18 protein-coding genes are annotated in these 18,290 nt (G+C 65.9%); 7 read left to right on the forward strand and 11 right to left on the reverse strand.

Annotation, left to right across the window (positions count from 1 at the left end; all coding sequences use genetic code 11):
• Positions 1-188 precede the first annotated feature (188 nt).
• The 4 genes from LXM94_RS15275 to LXM94_RS15290 form a co-directional block, all read right to left on the reverse strand.
• Complete coding sequence (locus LXM94_RS15275) at positions 189-572, reverse strand: RidA family protein (protein ID WP_235772330.1); 384 nt, start codon at positions 570-572, stop codon at positions 189-191.
• Positions 572-1,177 (reverse strand): 3-isopropylmalate dehydratase small subunit, encoded by a 606-nt coding sequence (gene leuD, locus LXM94_RS15280; protein WP_235772331.1) that lies wholly within the window; start codon positions 1,175-1,177, stop codon positions 572-574. Before leuD ends, LXM94_RS15275 begins: the two co-directional genes overlap by 1 nt.
• 128 nt (positions 1,178-1,305) lie before the next feature.
• Positions 1,306-1,740 (reverse strand): VOC family protein, encoded by a 435-nt coding sequence (locus LXM94_RS15285; RefSeq protein WP_235772332.1) that lies wholly within the window; start codon positions 1,738-1,740, stop codon positions 1,306-1,308.
• A 113-nt stretch (positions 1,741-1,853) separates the two neighbouring features.
• Positions 1,854-2,102, reverse strand: coding sequence for a hypothetical protein (locus tag LXM94_RS15290; RefSeq protein WP_235772333.1), 249 nt, complete (start codon positions 2,100-2,102; stop codon positions 1,854-1,856).
• Positions 2,103-2,226: 124 nt separating this feature from the next.
• Between LXM94_RS15290 and LXM94_RS15295 the strand changes: the two genes are divergently transcribed.
• Together LXM94_RS15295 and LXM94_RS15300 are read left to right on the forward strand one after the other, a co-directional pair.
• Positions 2,227-3,138: an HpcH/HpaI aldolase/citrate lyase family protein gene (locus LXM94_RS15295; RefSeq protein WP_235772334.1), complete on the forward strand. Its 912-nt coding sequence runs from the start codon at positions 2,227-2,229 to the stop codon at positions 3,136-3,138.
• Positions 3,135-3,341: a DUF1737 domain-containing protein gene (locus tag LXM94_RS15300; protein ID WP_235772335.1), complete on the forward strand. Its 207-nt coding sequence runs from the start codon at positions 3,135-3,137 to the stop codon at positions 3,339-3,341. The genes LXM94_RS15295 and LXM94_RS15300 overlap by 4 nt, the downstream gene beginning before the upstream one ends.
• A 9-nt stretch (positions 3,342-3,350) precedes the next feature.
• Here LXM94_RS15300 and LXM94_RS15305 read toward each other — a convergent pair whose 3' ends face one another.
• Positions 3,351-5,306: an O-linked N-acetylglucosamine transferase, SPINDLY family protein gene (locus LXM94_RS15305; RefSeq protein WP_235772336.1), complete on the reverse strand. Its 1,956-nt coding sequence runs from the start codon at positions 5,304-5,306 to the stop codon at positions 3,351-3,353.
• A 191-nt stretch (positions 5,307-5,497) separates the two neighbouring features.
• The gene (locus tag LXM94_RS15310; RefSeq protein ID WP_235772337.1) at positions 5,498-5,932 is read right to left on the reverse strand and encodes a metallopeptidase family protein; all 435 of its coding nucleotides are present in this window, start codon (positions 5,930-5,932) and stop codon (positions 5,498-5,500) included.
• Positions 5,933-6,098: 166 nt separating this feature from the next.
• Here LXM94_RS15310 and LXM94_RS15315 point away from each other — a divergent pair, with 166 nt between their 5' ends.
• From LXM94_RS15315 to bfr, 5 genes are all read left to right on the forward strand, one after another.
• Positions 6,099-7,049: an ImuA family protein gene (locus LXM94_RS15315; protein ID WP_235772338.1), complete on the forward strand. Its 951-nt coding sequence runs from the start codon at positions 6,099-6,101 to the stop codon at positions 7,047-7,049.
• A gap of 40 nt (positions 7,050-7,089) precedes the next feature.
• Positions 7,090-8,517, forward strand: a complete 1,428-nt coding sequence (locus LXM94_RS15320; RefSeq protein WP_235772339.1) for a DNA polymerase Y family protein — start codon at positions 7,090-7,092, stop codon at positions 8,515-8,517.
• An 8-nt stretch (positions 8,518-8,525) separates the two neighbouring features.
• The gene (locus LXM94_RS15325; RefSeq protein ID WP_235772340.1) at positions 8,526-11,864 is read left to right on the forward strand and encodes an error-prone DNA polymerase; all 3,339 of its coding nucleotides are present in this window, start codon (positions 8,526-8,528) and stop codon (positions 11,862-11,864) included.
• A gap of 244 nt (positions 11,865-12,108) precedes the next feature.
• Positions 12,109-12,420 carry a (2Fe-2S)-binding protein gene (locus tag LXM94_RS15330; RefSeq protein WP_235772367.1) on the forward strand — a complete coding sequence of 104 codons (312 nt, stop codon included), beginning with the start codon at positions 12,109-12,111 and terminating at the stop codon, positions 12,418-12,420.
• Positions 12,386-12,877 (forward strand): bacterioferritin, encoded by a 492-nt coding sequence (gene bfr, locus LXM94_RS15335; protein WP_235772341.1) that lies wholly within the window; start codon positions 12,386-12,388, stop codon positions 12,875-12,877. The genes LXM94_RS15330 and bfr overlap by 35 nt, the downstream gene beginning before the upstream one ends.
• A 101-nt stretch (positions 12,878-12,978) precedes the next feature.
• Here bfr and LXM94_RS15340 read toward each other — a convergent pair whose 3' ends face one another.
• From LXM94_RS15340 to LXM94_RS15360, 5 genes are all read right to left on the reverse strand, one after another.
• The gene (locus LXM94_RS15340) at positions 12,979-13,395 is read right to left on the reverse strand and encodes a DUF3830 family protein (protein ID WP_235772342.1); all 417 of its coding nucleotides are present in this window, start codon (positions 13,393-13,395) and stop codon (positions 12,979-12,981) included.
• A gap of 270 nt (positions 13,396-13,665) precedes the next feature.
• A complete protein-coding gene (locus LXM94_RS15345) occupies positions 13,666-14,235 on the reverse strand; it encodes an RNA pyrophosphohydrolase (RefSeq protein WP_235772343.1) in 570 nt (189 codons plus the stop codon).
• 13 nt (positions 14,236-14,248) lie between these two features.
• Positions 14,249-15,433, reverse strand: a complete 1,185-nt coding sequence (locus tag LXM94_RS15350) for a divergent polysaccharide deacetylase family protein (RefSeq protein ID WP_235772344.1) — start codon at positions 15,431-15,433, stop codon at positions 14,249-14,251.
• Between the two features lie 70 nt (positions 15,434-15,503).
• Positions 15,504-16,826 (reverse strand): S41 family peptidase, encoded by a 1,323-nt coding sequence (locus LXM94_RS15355; RefSeq protein WP_235772345.1) that lies wholly within the window; start codon positions 16,824-16,826, stop codon positions 15,504-15,506.
• Entirely contained in the window at positions 16,816-18,237 is a 1,422-nt protein-coding gene (locus LXM94_RS15360) for a murein hydrolase activator EnvC family protein (protein ID WP_235772346.1), read from the reverse strand. Before LXM94_RS15360 ends, LXM94_RS15355 begins: the two co-directional genes overlap by 11 nt.
• Between the last annotated feature and the right edge of the window lie 53 nt (positions 18,238-18,290).

The following is an 18,290-nucleotide window of genomic DNA, read 5'->3' on the forward strand; positions in this document are numbered from 1 at the left end:
GCTTCATCAAGAAGGTCCGCTTCTACGACTACTACGGCAACCTGCGCGTCAAGCGCATCCGCGTCTGCCACTGAGACAACCCGACGACATCCTCCCGTCAAACGAAGAACCCCGGCCACCTCTGGAGGCCGGGGTTCTTCGTTTGACGGGGGCGTGGCGCAAGGGACGAGGGCGGTGGCGGAATCGTCTCAGTCGCGGCGTCGCAGCGCGGTCACCTCGATTTCGACCAGCATTTCGGGCTTGATAAGCCCGCAGACGACCATCGTGGCCGCAGGGCGGATGGCACCGAAGGCCTCGCCGAGGATCGGAAAGACGATGTCGGCGAAGGCGGCGTCCGTCACGTAATAGTGACAGCGCACCGTATCGGCGAGCGAGAAGCCGGCCTCCTCCAGCGCCTTTCGAATGGTGGCAAGACAGTTCCGCGTCTGCGCCTCCACCGTCTCCGGCATGGTCATGGTGGCATAGTCGTAGCCGGTCGTGCCGGAGACGAAGCACCACTCGCCCTCGACGACCGCGCGCGAATAGCCCGCGATCTTCTCGAAGGGTGAACCGGAGGAGATCAGCCGGCGCATCAGGCCCAGGGCCGCGACGCGGCGTTCGTCTTCTCGAAGCTGTCGATGGCCGTCGCTTTCTCGAGCGTCAGCCCGATGTCATCAAGGCCGTTCAGCAGGCAATGGCGACGGAAGGCATCCACCTCGAAGACAATGCGGCCGCCGTCCGGTCCGCTGATTTCCTGCGCCTCGAGGTCGATGGTCAGGACGGCGTTGGAGCCGCGGCTGGCATCGTCCATCAGCTTGTCGAGATCGGCCTGGCTGACGACGATCGGCAGGATGCCGTTCTTGAAACAGTTGTTGTAGAAGATGTCGGCAAAGGACGTCGAGATCACGCAGCGGATGCCGAAATCGAGCAGCGCCCACGGCGCGTGCTCGCGCGAGGAGCCGCAGCCGAAATTGTCGCCGGCCACCAGGATCTTGGCGTTCTGGTAGGCGGGCTTGTTGAGCACGAAATCCGGGTTCGGCGAACCGTCCTCCAGATAGCGTGCCTCGGCGAAGAGGCCGGTGCCGAGACCGGTGCGCTTGATCGTCTTCAGGTAGTCCTTCGGGATGATCATGTCCGTGTCGATGTTGACGACGGGAAGCGGCGCGGCGACGCCGGTCAGCTTGACGAACTTGTCCATGACTCTGCGCTTTCGATTACGGGTGTCGGATATTTCCCCGCCTTAGAGCAATTTTCCGCCGAAATGAAGGAAAATCTCGTGCCGGGACGGGCGGGAGGTTGCCGTCCGTCCCTTCTACACGGGTTGGATTACCGCGCAGCAGGCTCGTTCATGGCCCAGAGCACGCCGAAAGGATCGCGCAGCTGCCCGTAGCGATCGCCCCAGAACATGCGTTCGACCGGCATCACCACCTCCATGCCGGCATCGACGGCCCGTCCCCACCAGCGGTCGATGTCGTCGACGACGAGCTGTAGCGTGTAGCCCTGCGGCTTTTCGTAGGGGTGGCCGAATTCCGGATAGGCGTCGGCGAGCATCAGCGAACTGCCATTGACGTAGAGATGCACATGCATCGTGCGGCCCTGCTCGTCGACGGGAACGAGAAAAGCCCGCTCGGCGCCGACGGCCTTCGCGTAGAATTCCGCCGCCTTCACGGCGCCATCGACGGTGATATACGGCAGGAGCCCGTTCTTGACGGGCGGCATGGGCGGGTGGGATTCGGTGGTCTGTTCCGGGGTCGTGTCCATCTTGGTCTCCATCTCCTGTCACGATGCCGCGATGCGCGGTCGATCTAGGACGATGGCGGGTCCGGGATTCCGACAGGTGCCCCGAAAATTTCCCGAAACGTCGCCTGGGCCGGTCAGAGATCGATGATCGTGCCGCGGCCGTCGTTCCAGACGCGCGGTTCGCGCGGGGCCTGGCGGCGGTTGCGTGCATCGACCGTGGCGCGTACCGGCCTCGGCTGCATGCGGGCGGCAACCCAGCTCCCGAACATCAGCACCGCCGTGATGCCGGCAAGCGCAAGCCCGAGCGAGGCGGCGAACAGGAAAACGGCGCCGGCGAACAGAACGCCGGCAACGGTGAGGAACAGAGAACGAATGCTTTGCATTGGATGGAACCCTTTCTCTGCTGAGAATGTGGGAGGCGATTGTGTTGATTGCAAGGCTTCATTCGGTCGCAGGCACTGAGGATCGGCGCTTGCCGCCTGCGGCAAAGCGGTGCACAAAGACCCCATGATCAGCCTGCCCCATCACCATCCCGTCCGCCTGCGCCGTTCGGTGCTGAGCGTTCCCGCCAGCAACGCGCGCGCGCTCGCGAAGTCGGCGGCGCTCGATTGCGATGCGATCATCTTCGACCTCGAGGACTCCGTGCTGCCCGAGAAGAAGGCGGAGGCGCAGGCGGCCCTCGTTTCCCATTTCGCCGCGCTCGACCGCTCGGGATCGCGCGAACACGTCATCCGCGTCAACCCGTTCGCCGGCCCGGACGGGCTGGCGGATCTCGAAACCGTGGCCGCCTGCGTACCGGATGCGGTTCTGCTGCCGAAGGTCTGCGAGCCGCAGCACGTGCTCGACGTCGCCGACTGGCTGAGCGAGAAAGGCCTCGACGAGGCGCCGCGGCTCTGGGCGATGATCGAGACCGCGGCGTCGATCCTCAACCTTGCGCCGATCGCCGAAGTGGGCCGAACGGCCGGCGGTAGGCTCGACTGCTTCGTCGTCGGCCTCAACGACCTGCGCAAGGAGACCGGCATCGCCGATATGCCGGGCCGGCCCTATCTGCTGCCAATTCTCGTGCAGGCCGTGGTCGCCGCGCGTGCATCGGGCCTCGACGTGATCGACAGCGTCTTCAACGATTTCGCCGATACCGATGCCTTCGCCGCCGAATGCGAGCAGGGCCGGCTGATGGGCTTCGACGGCAAGATGCTGATCCATCCGGCGCAGATCGCGGCCGCCAACGCCGCCTTCGGGGTTTCGGAGGCGGAGGCCGCCGAGGCGCTCGTCATCGTCTCCGCCTTCGCCGCGCCGGAAAACGCCGGCAAGGGGGCGATCAACCTCAAGGGTCGCATGGTCGAGAAGCTGCATGCCGACCAGGCCGACCGGCTTCTCGTCAAGGCGGACCTCATCGCAGAGCGAAAGAACAGCGCATGAAACTCTACCGTTTCCTGACCGGACCCGACGACGCCTCCTTCTGTCACAAGGTGACCGCCGCCCTCAACAGGGGCTGGGAACTGCACGGCTCGCCGAGCTACGCCTACAACGACGAGACGCGCAGCATGCAGTGCGGCCAGGCCGTCGTCAAAGAGGTCGCCGGCAAGGACTACGTCCCGGAGATGAAGCTTTCGGAGCAGTGAGGCGGCCGGTCAGGCCCTGCGGAGCGCCGGCGGGGCGATCTCCCCGGCCGCTGTCGGAGCGAAGGACCCGTTCCGGGCCGGCAGTGCCGACACGTCGAGATGATCGGGCGCAAGGCCGGCTTTGGCCCGCTCGACCATGGCCTCGAAGGCCCGTTCCAGATGCCGGCAGAAGCGCTCCGCGTCGAAGAGCGGCATCGTGAAGCGGTTCGCCGCAAGCCTTTCCCTGTAGCCGGCTAACCTCTCGCGGTCGCGGCTGAGCGACACGGCCGTCGCGACATAGTGATCCGCATCGGCCGCAACGAGTTCCGGCAGTCCGATGGTGTTCAAAAGGCTTTCGCTGACCCGCGAGGCGAAGTTGGTGCCCTTCACGGTCAGCACCGGCACACCGGCCCAGAGCTGCTCCGAGGTGGTCGTATGGCCGTTATAGGGCCAGGTGTCGAGGCCGAGATCGGCGGCGGGCAGGCGGTTCAGGTGGTCCTCGTAGTTCATCTTCGACGTGAAGCGGATGCGCTCCCCGTCGATGCCCGCGGCCTGCGCACGCTTGCGGATATTCGCCTCGGTGCGGCCATTGTCCGGCAGGATCCACAACAGGCTGTTTTCGGCCTGCCGCAGGATCGCGAACCAGCGGTCCAGCGTCTCCGCCGTGATCTTGCGGTTGGCGTTGAAGGAGGCGAGGACGAAGGCCGCCTCGGGCAGGCCGAGGGCCGGCCGCGGCGTCGGCGCGGCGAGCGGGCGCCGGAGCGGATCGTTCGGCTGGTAACAGTCGGGAAGCCGGCAGAATTTCTCGTGGTAGAAGGCTTTCGAGCTTTCCGGCAACACCACGGGATCGCCGATCACATAATCCAGGTCGACATGCGTCGTGCTGCCCGGAAAGCCGAGCCACCCCACCTGGATCGGCGCGGCGGCGGCGTTGAAGATGCCGGGGCGGCTGCCGAGCGTATGGCCCTTGAGGTCGACCAGAACGTCGATTTCCCGCGCACGGACAATCTCGGCCACCGCATCGTTGGCAAGGCCGTGGATGTCGACGACGGTCCCCCAGCGCGAACGGTCGGTCCTGTTGCGGGCAAGGTTGTCCTTTGGCGTGTGGCAGAACAGCGTGACGTCGAAACGTTTCCTGTCGTGCAGCTCAAGCACGCCCTGGAGCAGCTTCATCGTCGCATGCATGTCCCAGAAATCCGCGGAGACATAGCCGATGCGGATCTTCTCGCCCCACCGGTGGGGCTGCGTGCGCCGGGCGGCTGTCAGCGCCGGCGGCACCGGCTTGAGGCCGATCGTCGCCATGCGGTTCAGGCGTTCGCTGCCGGTCCAGCTGATGTTGCAGAAGGCGAGATCGTTGGCGAGAATATCCACCTGGCCCTTCGCGAGCGCCTTGCGGACCGGCGGAGACAGCCGGTCGATCGCCTCGAAATCGCAGGATTCCCGGGCATAGATCAGATTCAGGAACCGCCACTTGAAGCTGTCGGGCGCATGTTTCAGCAGGTTGCGGGCGAGCTGGTGGTTCGTCTCGTCGCCGAAATCGTCCGTCAGCAGCTTGCGGGCAAGATTGTGGTGGAGCGGCAGCGGGCTCTCCGAGAGAGCGACCTTGAACTGCCGGGCGATGTCCATCCGGCCGCGCTTCATGAAGATCGAGACGAGCACGAAGGCGATGTCGGCATCCTTCGGTGCCTTCGGGAGAAGCCGCATGCCGTAAAGCAGCGCCTGGTCCTCATTGCCGTCTTCGAAATGCAGCTTCATCGCCTCGCGCAGGTGGTCTGCCGCATCGGGCTCCTCGAAACCGGCAGCAAGCGTGAAGGCACTGGCCGCTTCGGATTTCAGCCCGAGTTTCGCAAGCGTCCGCGCCAGCAGCGCATAGGTCTCGGCGTCCTTCCGGATGTCGATCAGGGCGTTCAGCGCATCCAGCGCCTCGGCGTAGCGGCCCTTCCGGTAGTTTTTCGACGCCTCCGAGAGCGATGCCTTGCTGTTCACGTTTCACTCCTGCCGGCCTGTTCGGCCGTCGTCCCGGATGGTCGCGCGCGGCGACAGGCCGGGTGCAGGCCTTGCTTCCCGCAAGTCTGCCCGGCCAAACTTGCGTCAGGCAGGCGGGCGGCAGAAGTGAAATGCCATTCGGCGAAACCCGGCCCTGCGGCCGAGCATGAAGGGGGCAATCGGCGCCGGCCTCACCCCGGCGCAGCCTCGGAGCTTTCCTCGATGCGTTCCATGTCGTCATCGGACAGGCCGAAATGATGGCCGATCTCGTGGATGAGCACATGGGTGATGATATCCCCCAGCGTCTCCTCGTTTTCGGCCCAGTAATCGATGATCGGGCGCCGGTAGAGCGTGATGCGGTTCGGCATCTCGCCCGTCTCCGCCGTAAAGCGCTCCGTCACGCCGCGCCCCTCGAACAGGCCGAGCAGGTCGAAGGGCGTTTCCAGCGCCATGTCCTCGAACACCTCATCGCTCGGGAAATCGTCGATCTCGATAATGAGGTTGCCGGTCAGCGCACGGAACTCGTCCGGCAAGTGGCCATAGGCTTCCACCGCGAGCGATTCGAAGGTGCTGATCGTCGGCGCATGGCGGTTCCGCCAATCCTCGGTCTGGTCAATGCGGGCCATGGGCACTCCTTTGACCCGTGATATAGCGATTTCATTGGCCTTTTTCGAGTATTGAATTCTGTCCAGGTAAAATACAGGAATAAATTCATAAAATTCCCGATTGACTCTTTCGGTAAGCTCTGGAATCCATAAGAACATAACAGGAACAGTCAAGGGAACGATCGTCATGGCGCAGCCTGCCCTGGCGCGTGAGCGGCTTTTTGCTCTGCGTGAAGCCATAACCCGGATCGAGACCGCCGACGGGCCGAAGACCGGCGCCGGCCGGGGGCGGGGCGGGGTATGGACGAAGGCGGAAGCAGCCGGCGGCGCAGAGCACAGGGAGCGGCCGCAGCGGCTGTCCTTCGGCCATCCGGCTCTCGACGCCCGGACGGATGGCGGCCTGCCGCTGGGCGGGCTCTGCGAGATCCGCAACGGCGAGACCCGCGACATCGGGGCAGCATCCGGCTTCGTCCTTGCGCTGCTTGCGCTTTGCCAGAAACACGGCGGGGGTGAGGGCGCGCTTCTCTGGATCAGCGAGGCAGAGGCCCTGCGGGAAGCGGCACTGCCGGATGCGCGCGGCCTCGAGAACCATGGGCTTTCCTCCCGCCGCTTCTTCCTTGCCCGCCCGCGGCGGCTGCCGGATGCCCTCTGGATGGCCGAAGCGGCGCTTGCCGTTTCGGCCTTTTGCGCCGTCGTGCTCGAAATGCGCGGCAATGCCGTCTGTTTCGGGCTGAGGGAAAGCCGCCGGCTGCAGTTGCGCGCGCAGGCCGCCGGCATGCCGCTCATCCTGCTTCGCCAGTCCGGCGAGGAGGAGGCGAGCAGCGCGCGTTTCCGGCTCCGCGTCGATCCCGCCCCGGCCGCCGCCCGCCCGATGCCGGACGGGCCGGCCCTCGCCGACAGCATCGGCAATCCCGTTTTTCACGTCACGGCCGAAAAGAGCAGGGCTCCTGCATCGAGCGGCCTTTTTCTGGAGTGGAACCCCCATGACCGCCGTTTCTCCGATCCCCGCGCCGGACACCTCCCTCTTCGCCGCAACGCGGACACAACGGATTCTGTCGCTGTGGTTTCCGCATCTTCCCGCCGATCGGGTCGCCCGACGGCGCTGGGGGCGGTCCTGGCTTTCGACCGGGCGTCCTGACCATCCGCCGGTCGCTTTCACCGAGCGCGTGGACAATGCCATGCGGCTCGTCCACCTCGACAGCGAGGCCGAACGGCGCGGCCTGAAGGCCGGCCAGGGGGTGGCGGAGGCGCGCGCCGTGTGCCCGGCACTCGACGTCCTGCCGGCGGAACCCGTCGCCGATCGCGCCTTCCTCGAGGGGCTCGCCGACTGGTGCGGCCGTTTCACGCCGCTCGTGGCGCTCGATGGCGAAGACGGGCTCTGCCTCGACATCACCGGCTGCGCCCATCTCCACGGCGGCGAGCGGGCCCTGCTCGACGGACTGCTCGCCCAGCTCTTCGTCCTCGGCATCGAGGCACGCGGCGCCGTCTCGTCCTCCGTCGGCCTGTCCTGGGCGGCGGCGCGCTCCGGCCGGGGCGGTGTCATTGCGCCGGAAGCCGCCGCCGACACCCTGTCGCCGCTTCCCGTTGCCGCCCTCCGCCTGTCCCGGGAGCTGGCCGAGGCCCTGGGCCGGGTCGGGCTGAAACGCATCGGCGATCTCCTCAGCCTGCCCCGCGCGCCGCTCGCCCGTCGCTTCGGACCGTCCCTGCTGCTCAGGCTCGATCAGGCACTCGGTCGCGAAGACGAACCCATCTCGCCGCGGCTTGCCGTCCCGCTCCTCTCGGCGGAGCGCAAGCTCTTCGAGCCGGTCCAGGCGGCAGACGATATTCTCGGCCTCGCCCGCCGCCTCGCCGATCCGGTCCGCGAGGGTCTGGAACGGCGGGGAGCGGGAGGGCGCCTGTTCGAGCTCATGCTCTTCCGGGTGGATGGGAAAGTTTTCCGTATCCATGCCGCGGCATCGCTGCCGCTGCGCGATCCGGAGCGCATCGCCGGGCTTTTCCGCGAGCGCCTCGATGTCTTGCACGACGATCTCGATGCCGGCTTCGGCTTCGAGATCGTCCGGCTCTCGGTTCTCGACTGTGCGGACTTCCGGGCGCAGCAACAGGATTTCTCCGCCGGCGGCGGGGAGGAAGAGGCGCTTTCCGTTTTCGTCGACCGGGTCCGTGCCCGGTACGGGCCGGACTGCCTCGCCGTCGCCACCCTGTGTGAAAGTCACGTGCCCGAACGCGCATCGGCCTTCCGGCCGGCTTCCGATCTTTTTGCAGAGGGCACGAAGGAAAGAACGGCACGGACATCGCCGGCAGAGGCACTTGCACCCGGCACCCGGCCGGTCCGGCTTTTTACCCGGCCGGAACCGGTGGAGACCGTGGCGGAAGTGCCGGAGGGTGCACCGCGCACCTTCCGCTGGCGCCGCAGCCTCCACCGCATCAGCCGTGCCGAGGGTCCGGAACGCATTGCGGGCGAATGGTGGGCTGACGGCAGGGACGCCCGGACGCGTGACTATTTCCGGGTCGAGGACGAGGAGGGGCGGCGCTACTGGCTCTACCGCGAAGGTTTCTATGGCGAAAAGGCCGATCCGAAATGGTTTCTTCACGGCATATTCGCATGAGGCGCATCATGCCCTTCTTCGAACTCGGCGCCCGCAGCAATTTCTCCTTCCTCGAAGGCGCCGCCTCGGCCGAGGATATGGTCGCCACCGCGAAGACGATCGGGCTCGGCGGCATCGGGATCGCCGACCGCAACACGGTCGCCGGCGTCGTGCGCGCCCACGCCAAGGCACGGTACGAGAAATTTCCCTTCCGGCCCGGCAGCCGCCTCGTCTTTTCCGACGGCACGCCGGATGTCCTCGCCTATCCGCGCAACCGCAAGGGCTGGGCGCATCTCTGCCGGCTGCTCAGCGCGGGCAACCTGCGCGCCCGCAAGGGAAACTGCGCGCTCGCACTCGCCGACCTTCTGGAGTGGCAGGCGGAGATGCAGTTCATCGTCCTGCCGGGACGGATTCGCCCGGCCTTCGACCGGCTGATCGAAACCCTCACGGCGCTACGGGCGGCAGCCGGCGACCGGCTCTATCTCGCTCTGACGCCGCGCTACGACGGGTTCGACCGGCACGATTTCGCGCTCCTGTCGCGCCTTGCCCGGCAGAACGGCGTACGGCTCATCGCCACCAACGACGCGCTCTACGACAAGCCGGACCGCCGCCCGCTTGCCGATGTGGTGACGGCCATCCGCGAGAACGTTCCCGTCGCCGAAGCGGGTTTCCGGCTGCAGCCGAATGCGGAGCGCTACCTGAAGACGGCAGAGGACATGGCCGGCTTCTTCTCCGCGCATCCCGAAGCGATCAACAACAGCCGGCGCTTCTTCGAAGGCCTCTCCTTCGATCTGGAGGAGCTTTCCCATCAATATCCTGAGGAAGCCGCCGAAGGGGAAACGCCGGCGGAAACACTTGCCCGGCTGGTGGCGGAAGGCGCTGCAATACGTTATCCGGCGGGTGTCCCGGCAAAAGTTTCGGAGAATATCCGCTACGAGCTGAAGCTCATCCACGCCAAGCGTTATGAGCCGTATTTCCTGACGGTGCACAAGCTGGTGACGTTCGCCCGCAGCAAAGACATCCTCTGCCAGGGGCGCGGCTCGGCGGCCAATTCGTCCGTCTGCTACTGCCTCGGCATCACCGAGGTGGACCCGAACCGGTTCAAGCTGCTCTTTGACCGGTTCCTTTCGGCGGACCGCGACGAACCACCGGACATCGACGTCGATTTCGAGCACGAGCGACGCCAGGAGGTGATCGAATATATCTACAAGACCTACGGCAAGGAGCATGCGGGTCTTGCAGCGGCCGTGATCAGCTACCGGACACGTTCGGCGGGCCGCGAGGTCGCCAAGGCCTTCGGCCTGTCGGAGGATGTGCGGGCGGCTCTTTCCGGCTCCGTCTGGGGCTGGTGGACCACCTCCGTTTCCGACGAGCAGGCGCGCGCGGCCGGCCTCGACATGCAGGATCCGACGACAGGGCGGGTGATCGCCTATGCCGGCCAGCTCATGGGCTTTCCCCGCCATCTCTCCCAGCATGTGGGCGGATTCGTCATCACGCGCGACCGGCTCGACGAGGTGGTGCCGATCATGAACACGGCGATGCCGGACCGCTACATGGTGGAGTGGGACAAGGACGACCTCGACACGTTGAAGATCCTGAAGGTCGATGTGCTGGCGCTCGGCATGCTCACCTGCCTCGCAAAGGCGCTGAAGCTGCTCGACACCCATTACGGCAGACAGAAAACGCTGGCCGCGATCTACGAGGAGGAGCGGACGGACGACCCCGTCTACGACATGATCTGCCGGGCGGACACGCTCGGCGTCTTCCAGATCGAGAGCCGGGCGCAGATGAGCATGCTGCCACGGCTGCGCCCCCGCGAATTCTACGACCTCGTCATCGAGGTGGCGATCGTGCGTCCCGGACCGATCCAGGGCAACATGGTTCACCCCTACCTGAAGCGCCGGGAGGAATTCCGGGACAGGAGAAAGGAGGCCGAATATCCGAAGGAGGAACTTCGCGATGTCCTGGCGCGGACGCTGGGCGTGCCGCTTTTCCAGGAGCAGGCCATGCAGATCGCCATTGTCGCCGCCGGGTTCTCGCCGAACGAGGCGGACAAGCTGCGCCGCGCTATGGCGACCTTTCGCCGGACGGGACAGGTGAGCGGCTTCAAGGCGCGTTTTGTCGAGGGCATGGTCGCGCGCGATTATCCGCGTGAATTCGCCGAGCGCTGCTTCAGCCAGATCGAGGGTTTCGGCGAATACGGCTTCCCGGAGAGCCATGCGGCCTCCTTCGCCACGCTCGTCTACGCGTCCTCCTGGTTCAAGGCCTATTATCCGGACGTCTTCTGCGCGGCGATCCTGAATGCCCAGCCGATGGGTTTTTATGCTCCTTCGCAGCTCGTGCGGGATGCCCGCGAGCATGGCGTGAGGGTGCTGCCGGTCGACGTCAACCATTCCGGCTGGGATTGCGGTCTGGAGGGAGAACGGATGTTCAACCCGGACGACATCGCGGCACGCCACCGGGAGATGCGCGGCGTCATCCGCTCGAAAAGGGCGGTGCGGCTCGGCTTTCGGCTCGTCAAGGGATTGAGGGAGGACGACATCGGGAAGCGGCTCGTCGCCAATCGCGGGCCGGGTTATGCCTCCGTGCGCGACCTCTGGCTGCGTTCGGGCCTGCCGCGCTCCGTCATCGAGCGACTGGCCGACGCGGATGCTTTCCGTTCGCTCGGCATCGACCGCCGCGCGGCGCTTTGGGCGGCGAAGGCGCTCGACGAGACCAGCGCCGCGGAGCGCCTGCCGCTGTTCGACCGTGCGGGCCGGGGCGACCTGCAGGCCGAGCCCGCGATCCGGCTGCCGGACATGCCGGCGAGCGAGCAGGTGGTCAACGACTACCGCTATCTCGCCTTGTCGCTCAAGGCGCATCCGGTCTCCTTCCTGCGCGGCGAATTTGCCCGTCTGGGGGTGTTGCGCAGCGAGGAACTCGAAACGGCCCCGAAGGGGCGCCTTGTCACGGTGGCGGGTCTCGTGCTCGTGCGCCAGCGCCCGGGCTCGGCGAAAGGGGTGATCTTCATGACGCTGGAAGACGAGACGGGCATCGCCAATGCGATCGTCTGGCCCAAGGTCTTCGAGGCCTACCGATCGGTCATCATGGGGGCGCGGCTCGTGACGATCCGCGGGCGGCTGCAACGGGAAAGCGGCGTCATCCATGTGGTCGTCAGCCATGTCGAGGACATGACGCCGATGCTCGGCATCCTGACATCGGAGAGGCGGAGCTCGGGTGCCATGAGCCACGCCGGCGAAGTGCTCCATCCGGTGGACGAGGCGCGCGGCAAAGTGCGTCAGGACAGCCGCGGCACGCCGCCCGGGCAACCGGATGCCGCCGTCCGCGAGACGGCGCGGGTCATGCCGAAAGGCAGGAACTTCCATTAACCCGCGCCAGGGCATTTTTTCGCATACCTGCAACAAAAAGTGATCAGCCGGCATACAGGGATGCATGGTGGCATTTCGCCTCCCTCAGGAAAACCAAATATATGAAAACACGATATGTTTCCTCTAGTTTATAATGATTCTAATAGTATGTGACAGGACTTCTGACCTGTTTTTTCTTGACACTCACTGTCGTCTTTTGCTTAATCCCGGAAACTCAGTGCATTGCGCATGGCAGGCCGGACGTATGCTCGTTTGCAGTTGCAACTTCATCACCGAAAAAGAGATCGCCGACGTCGTTGTCGACCTTCTCAACGAGGACTGCTGGCAGCTGATCGTCCCTGCAAAAGTCTATCACGCGATGCAGAAACGCGGCCGTTGCTGCGGCTGTTTTCCCAATGTCGTCGACATCATCATCCGCACGACGGAGCGCTATCATGCCGAGCGCCACTCGACGGACGGCGAGATATTTGATTTCATGACCCGCCTCAAACAATTCCATGAAGAAAACAGGAGAGCGGATCTTGAAAGGCGACAAAAAGGTCATCGAGCAGCTTAACGAAGCGCTCTATCTCGAGCTCGGGGCCGTCAACCAGTACTGGCTCCATTACCGCCTTCTCGAAGACTGGGGATACACGCTTCTGGCCAAGAAGGAGCGCGCCGAATCGATCGAAGAGATGCAGCATGCCGACAAGCTGGTCGCGCGCATCATTTTCCTCGAAGGCCATCCCAACCTGCAGACGGTTGCGCCGCTGCGCATCGGGCAGAACGTCAAGGAAGTCCTCGAAGCGGATCTTGCCGGCGAATATGACGCCCGCACCGCCTACAAGAAGTCGCGCGACATCTGTCATGGCGCCGGCGACTACGTGTCCATGAAGCTTTTCGAGGAACTGCTGATGGACGAGGAGGGGCACATCGACTTCCTCGAAACCCAGCTGGAACTTCTCGACAAGCTCGGCGCGGCGAAATACGGCCAGCTCAACGCGGCACCGGCCAACGAAGCGGAAGCCGACTGAACGACCCTCTTTCCTTCCCGTAGCACAACGCCCCCGGCACGGCCGGGGGCGTTGTGCTTTTCAAGCCATTGCCGAAGGGGCGCATGTCGACACCGCGCGCCTCAATCCGCCTGATGGAAGCGGATGGGCTGGGCACCGTCCCACAGGCAGAGCCGCCCCAGCGCCGCGAGGTTCTCCAGCCCGCCCGTCACCGTGATGAAGTGGTTGCCGGCGAGCTGCCCGACCTTCGAGGCGAATCGCACGCCGCCATAGGCGAGCAGGATTTCGGTCTCGCTGATGCCGCCCGGATACAGCAGGATCCGGTCCGGTGCGGGAAAGCTGGTGGCATTTTCGTATCCGACGCCGAAATCGCGGTCCCCGAGGGGCAGCCATACCGCTTCGCCGCTCCAGCGCACGTGCACGGCGCGGCTCTCGAAGGGCATCTGCCTGCGGAAGGCCGCGCATGTCTTCGGCGCCGCCGCCTCTTCGAACCGCGCCTCGAAACGGAACGGCCCGGCCTCGATCCTCAATCTGTGCATCAAACCCCCACGCGCGACAGGACGACACCTTCGTACCGGCGTTCTTCGGTCCGCCGCGTCCCGAAAATCGCGGCGCCCAGCCGCTATCCATCAAAATGCCTGCGGAGATCCGGGCCAACGTTCACGGCACGCGAAAGACTTTTCCGGAAGCCATCTCGGCGGGCGCCATCCGCCCGTTGCCGAGATTTCTTCGCCGAAACCGCCATCTCCCGGTGAAGCGCCGGGAGCACGCGACCGTTCGCCTTCGCAAGGTGGGGAGCCGAGATTGCCCTATTCCCGGACAGAGGCCGCGCGGTCCTGCGCCTGGCCCCGTTCCGCGGAGAGCGGCGCGAAGATGGAGACCACCTCGTCGTAGACCTTGCGCTTGAACGGCACGATGAGGTCCGGCAGCGCCTGCATCGGCTTCCATTCCCAGGCGTCGAACTCCGGCTCGTGGCCACCCGGCGGCGGGTTGATGGCGATTTCGCTCTCGTCGCCCTCGAAGCGGAAGGCGAACCAGCGCTGCGTCTGGCCGCGATACCTGCCCTTGAGCCCGATGCCGATCAGCTGCGGGGGCAGATCGTAGTTGATCCAGCGACCCGCATCGGCCAGCAGCGAGACAGAGCGCATGCCCGTCTCCTCATAGAGCTCGCGATAGGCGGCTGCCAGCGGATCCTCGTCCCTGTCGATGCCGCCCTGCGGCATCTGCCAGAGCTGCGGCGAGCCGTCATACTCCGAATTGCCGATCGCGATGCGCCGTCCGGCCCAGACGAGCCCATCGCGATTGAGCACCATGACGCCGACACACGGCCTGTATGGCAGGTCCCCGGCCGTCACGACGCGCTTCTTGTCTTTCCCCATCCCGTCCCGTCTCCTATTGCGCGGCAAGCGCCGCGACGCCGACGATCTCGACGCCGCGCTTCGCCGCCTCGCCGCTCCATTCGGCGATCGCCTCGACGCTCTCATCGAAGGCGGAGGCAACGCCGATCGCCGTGCCGTTCCGCCGTGCGATCCGTTCCAGGTCATCGAGCTTGCGCAGCACCGCCTCGCGCGACAGCTCCGCGTCGAGCTGGATGTCGGCGAAGGCGTGCGGCATGGAAAAGGTCCCGGCGAGCGTCGCAGAGAGCGACTGCGCCGCCGTGCCGTCGTCCAGGAAGAGCAGCCCGCGCTCGCCGATATCGCGGAAAACCGGTTCCATCGCGTCCGCGTCGGAGAGGAAGCGCCCGCCCATGAAATTCATGATGCCCGTATAGTTGGTGAACCGTCCCATGGCCCGATGGAGATCGGCAAGGTTCTCGGTCGCGGAGGCGTCGACCTGCAGCGTGTTCGGCCCCGGATCGTTGGCCGGGTAGCCGAAGGGTTCGAAGGGCACCTGAAGCAGGATTTCATGACCGCCGCGCCGGGCCTCCTGCATCCAGCGGGTCAGGCTGTTGCCCGCCGAGGCAAAGGCGAGCGTTACCTCGCCCGGCAGCGTCTCGATGGCGCGCTGGGTGCCCGTCTGGCTGAGGCCGAGGCCTCCGACGACGATCGCGACGCGCGTGCCACGCGCACCGGACCACGGCCGCGCATATTGTTCATAGGGTTTGAGCCCGTCGACGCCGACCACCGGCAGGCGGCCGAACTCCGTCTCCTCGAGCAGTGCCTCGTTCGGAAAGGCGGCCGCGCGCGGATCCTGGCCGATCCGGCTGGCGTCGATGATGAGCGGGCCGTCGCCGTCGCGCTCGCCGGGCGAATATTTCCGCACGATCGACCCGTCGTCCGTGCGCGTCTCCTCGATCACGGCGCCTGCGGTACCAGACGACCGTCGAACGCCGTCCCGTCCCGTCTCCTGCGCGGTCAAGGCAACGTCGGCATCCGCGGACGCAGCGGGCTCGGCGGCAACCCCGGTCGGGCTATCGCTGAGGCCCGAAGGCGCCAAGGCGGTGAAGACGGAAAGGCTAAGAACGCCGGCCCCCACCAGACCGAATGCCAGGCGTCCCGCGGAAAACCGGGCGACGCCCGCCGCGGGGGACCTCGCCTTCCGGTTCTGGCCGAGCGGTGCGTTGATGTCTGTGCCCAAAGGAAGGTCTGCCGGTGGCGCGAATCCGAAGCGCCCGGAACCGGGTCCGGGCGCTTCGCTTCGTCGGTTGTCAGTTCTTGAGTTCAGCCTTCTCGGGATTGGCCGGGAAGGAAGGATCCGTCTTCGCGCCGCGCAGGAGGTCGAGCGCATACTGAAGCTGCAGATCGTCCTTTGCCTCCGGCGGCACATAGGCGGACGAACCGGAGCCTTCGTCGGTCTCGCTCTGCCCCTGGATATGGCCGCGCAGGTTGGATTCGCCGGCGGTCTCCAGTTTGCCCTGGAGTTCGGGCGGCAACGGTTGCTCGACCTTGACGTCCGGGGTAATGCCCGTGCCCTGGATCGACTTGCCGGAGGGCGTGTAGTAGAGCGCCGTCGTCAGACGGAGCGCACCCGCGTCGCCCATGGGGATGATGGTCTGGACCGAGCCCTTGCCGAAGGACCGCGTGCCGAGCACCGTTGCCCGGCGAAGGTCCTGCAGCGCGCCGGCGACGATCTCGGACGCCGAGGCAGAGCCGCCGTTCACCATGACGATGACGGGTTTGCCGTCGGTCAGGTCGCCCGGCGAGGCATTGAAACGTCGTGTCTCGTCCTCGTTGCGGCCGCGGGTGGAGACCACCTCGCCGCGCTCCAGGAAGGCATCGGAAACGTTGATCGCCTGATCGAGCAGGCCGCCCGGATTGAGGCGCAGATCGAGCACATAGCCCTTCAGCTTGTCGGCCGGCACCTCCGTCTTGATCTTCTCGATCGCCGCCTCCAGGTCGTCATAGGTCTTCTCGGTGAAGGAGATGACCCGCAGGTAGCCGACGTCGCCCTCGACGCGGGACTTGACCGCCTTGACCGCGATGATGTCGCGCACGATGGTCAGCTCGATCGGCTTGTCGGCGCCCTTGCGCAGGATCGTCAGCTTGATCGGCGTGTTGACCTTGCCGCGCATCTTCTCGACGGCTTCCTCGAGCTTGAGGCCGCGCACGTCCTGCCCGTCGATTTTCGAGATGAAATCGCCGGCAAGAACGCCGGCGCGCGAGGCCGGCGTGTCGTCGATCGGCGTGATGACCTTGACGAGCTCGTCCTCCATCGTCACCTCGATGCCGAGGCCGCCGAATTCGCCGCGGGTCTGCGTGCGCATGTCCTCGGCGTCGCGCGCATTCATGTAGGACGAATGCGGGTCGAGAGACGAGAGCATCCCGTTGATGGCGTTCTCGATGAGCTGGTCTTCCTTGGGCGGCGTCACGTACTGGGCGCGCACGCGCTCGAAGACGTCGCCGAAGATCGACAGTTCGCGGTAGGTCGAGGCATTGGCCGCCTCGGCGGGGAGCGTCGCCGAATAAATGACGCTTGTCGCCGTGGCACCCATCAGTGCACCGACAAGAACAAGAGAAGCCCTACGTATCATTGCGCGCCTTTCCAGAGACCTTGGACGTCCACCAGGGACCGGAATCAACCGGTTTACCGTTCTTCCGAAATTCAATGTAAAGCGTCGGCCTATCCGTTTCCAGCGCCAATGCATTTACACTCGCCACTCTTTTGTTACCCATCGTGGCCAGCGGCTCGCCAGCCACCACGAACTGGCCCTCGCGCACGGTCACCTGATCCATGCCCGAGAGCACGAGGTGAAAGTCCTCGCCGGCGTTCAGGATGACCATGCGGCCGTAGCTGCGGAAATTGCCCGCAAAGACGATCCAGCCATCCGCCGGCGCCGTGACGAGAGCTCCGGGATTGGCCGCGAGAACGAGACCCTGCGATTGATGCCCCGTTCCGTCGGCGTCGCCGAACTGCCGCAGGGGCTCGCCCGCCACCGGATAGTCCAGGCGCCCCGTCAGATCGGAGAACGGATATGCGGGAGCAATGCGGTTTTTGTCGGGCATCGCTTCAAGCGCCTGCTGCTTCTGGCGCTGCCGCTCCTCGGCGGACAACTTCGCCAGCCTCTCCTCCTCCGCTTTCGCCAGCGCCGCCGCGTCCCGCACCGAGCTGATCTCGCGCTCGAGGCTGCCGATCAGCGCCTGCAGGCCCGTCGCGCGGCCCGCGAGCTCCTCCGCCCGCCGGCGCTCCGCCTCGAGCGTCCGCGTGCTGGCGGCCGACATCGCCTCGTTCTCGCGGATGAGGAGCTCGGAGCGCTTCTCCTCGGCGAGACGGCTTTCCATCGCCGAAGCGAGTTCGGAGCGCTCGGCACCGATCCGGGCCTGCACGTCCGAGAGCGCCGCGAGGTCGGCGACGAGCTTGTCGGTCTCCGCGCGCAGACCGGGAACGACGGCGCCGAGCAGGATGGCGCTGCGCACGGAGGAAAGCGCGTCGTCGGGGGTGACGAGCAGGGCGGGCGGCGGATTGCGGCCCATGCGCTGCAGGGCGGCCAGAACCTCCGCCAGCAGGCCGCGCCGTTCGATCAGCGAGGCGCGGATGCCGGATTCCTCGCCGCGCAGCGCCGTCAGGCGGCGCTCGCCGTCCAGGATGCGCTGCTCCATGTCCTTGCGCGCCTTGGCGGAGGCGACGATCGCCTCACGCAGCGATGCGCGGTCCTTTTCGAGGTCGCCGATGCGCGAAACGAGCTCCCTGGTCTTCTCGTCCGTCAGGCGGATCGTGCCGGAAAGCGCGTCCAGCTCGCGGCGGGTGCTTTCGCGGCGCAGACGCAGCGCCGCCGCCGGATCGGCCTCGGTGACGGGAACGGCACCGGTCTTCTCGAGCGCCACGTCCGCCGGGCCGGACTGGGCACGCGGCGGCGAGGGAAGCAACAGCAGGGCAATCGCAAAGCCGGCCGCGAGCGGGCCGCGACGAAGGATGCGATGGCGAAAGTCACTGGCCTTGCTCATGGTCTCGCGCGTTCGAGGGTCTCCGTTCGTCTAAGCTGATTTGGCGATTTCGC

Source organism: Rhizobium alarense (assembly GCF_021555155.1).
GTDB lineage: Bacteria > Pseudomonadota > Alphaproteobacteria > Rhizobiales > Rhizobiaceae > Rhizobium_D > Rhizobium_D alarense.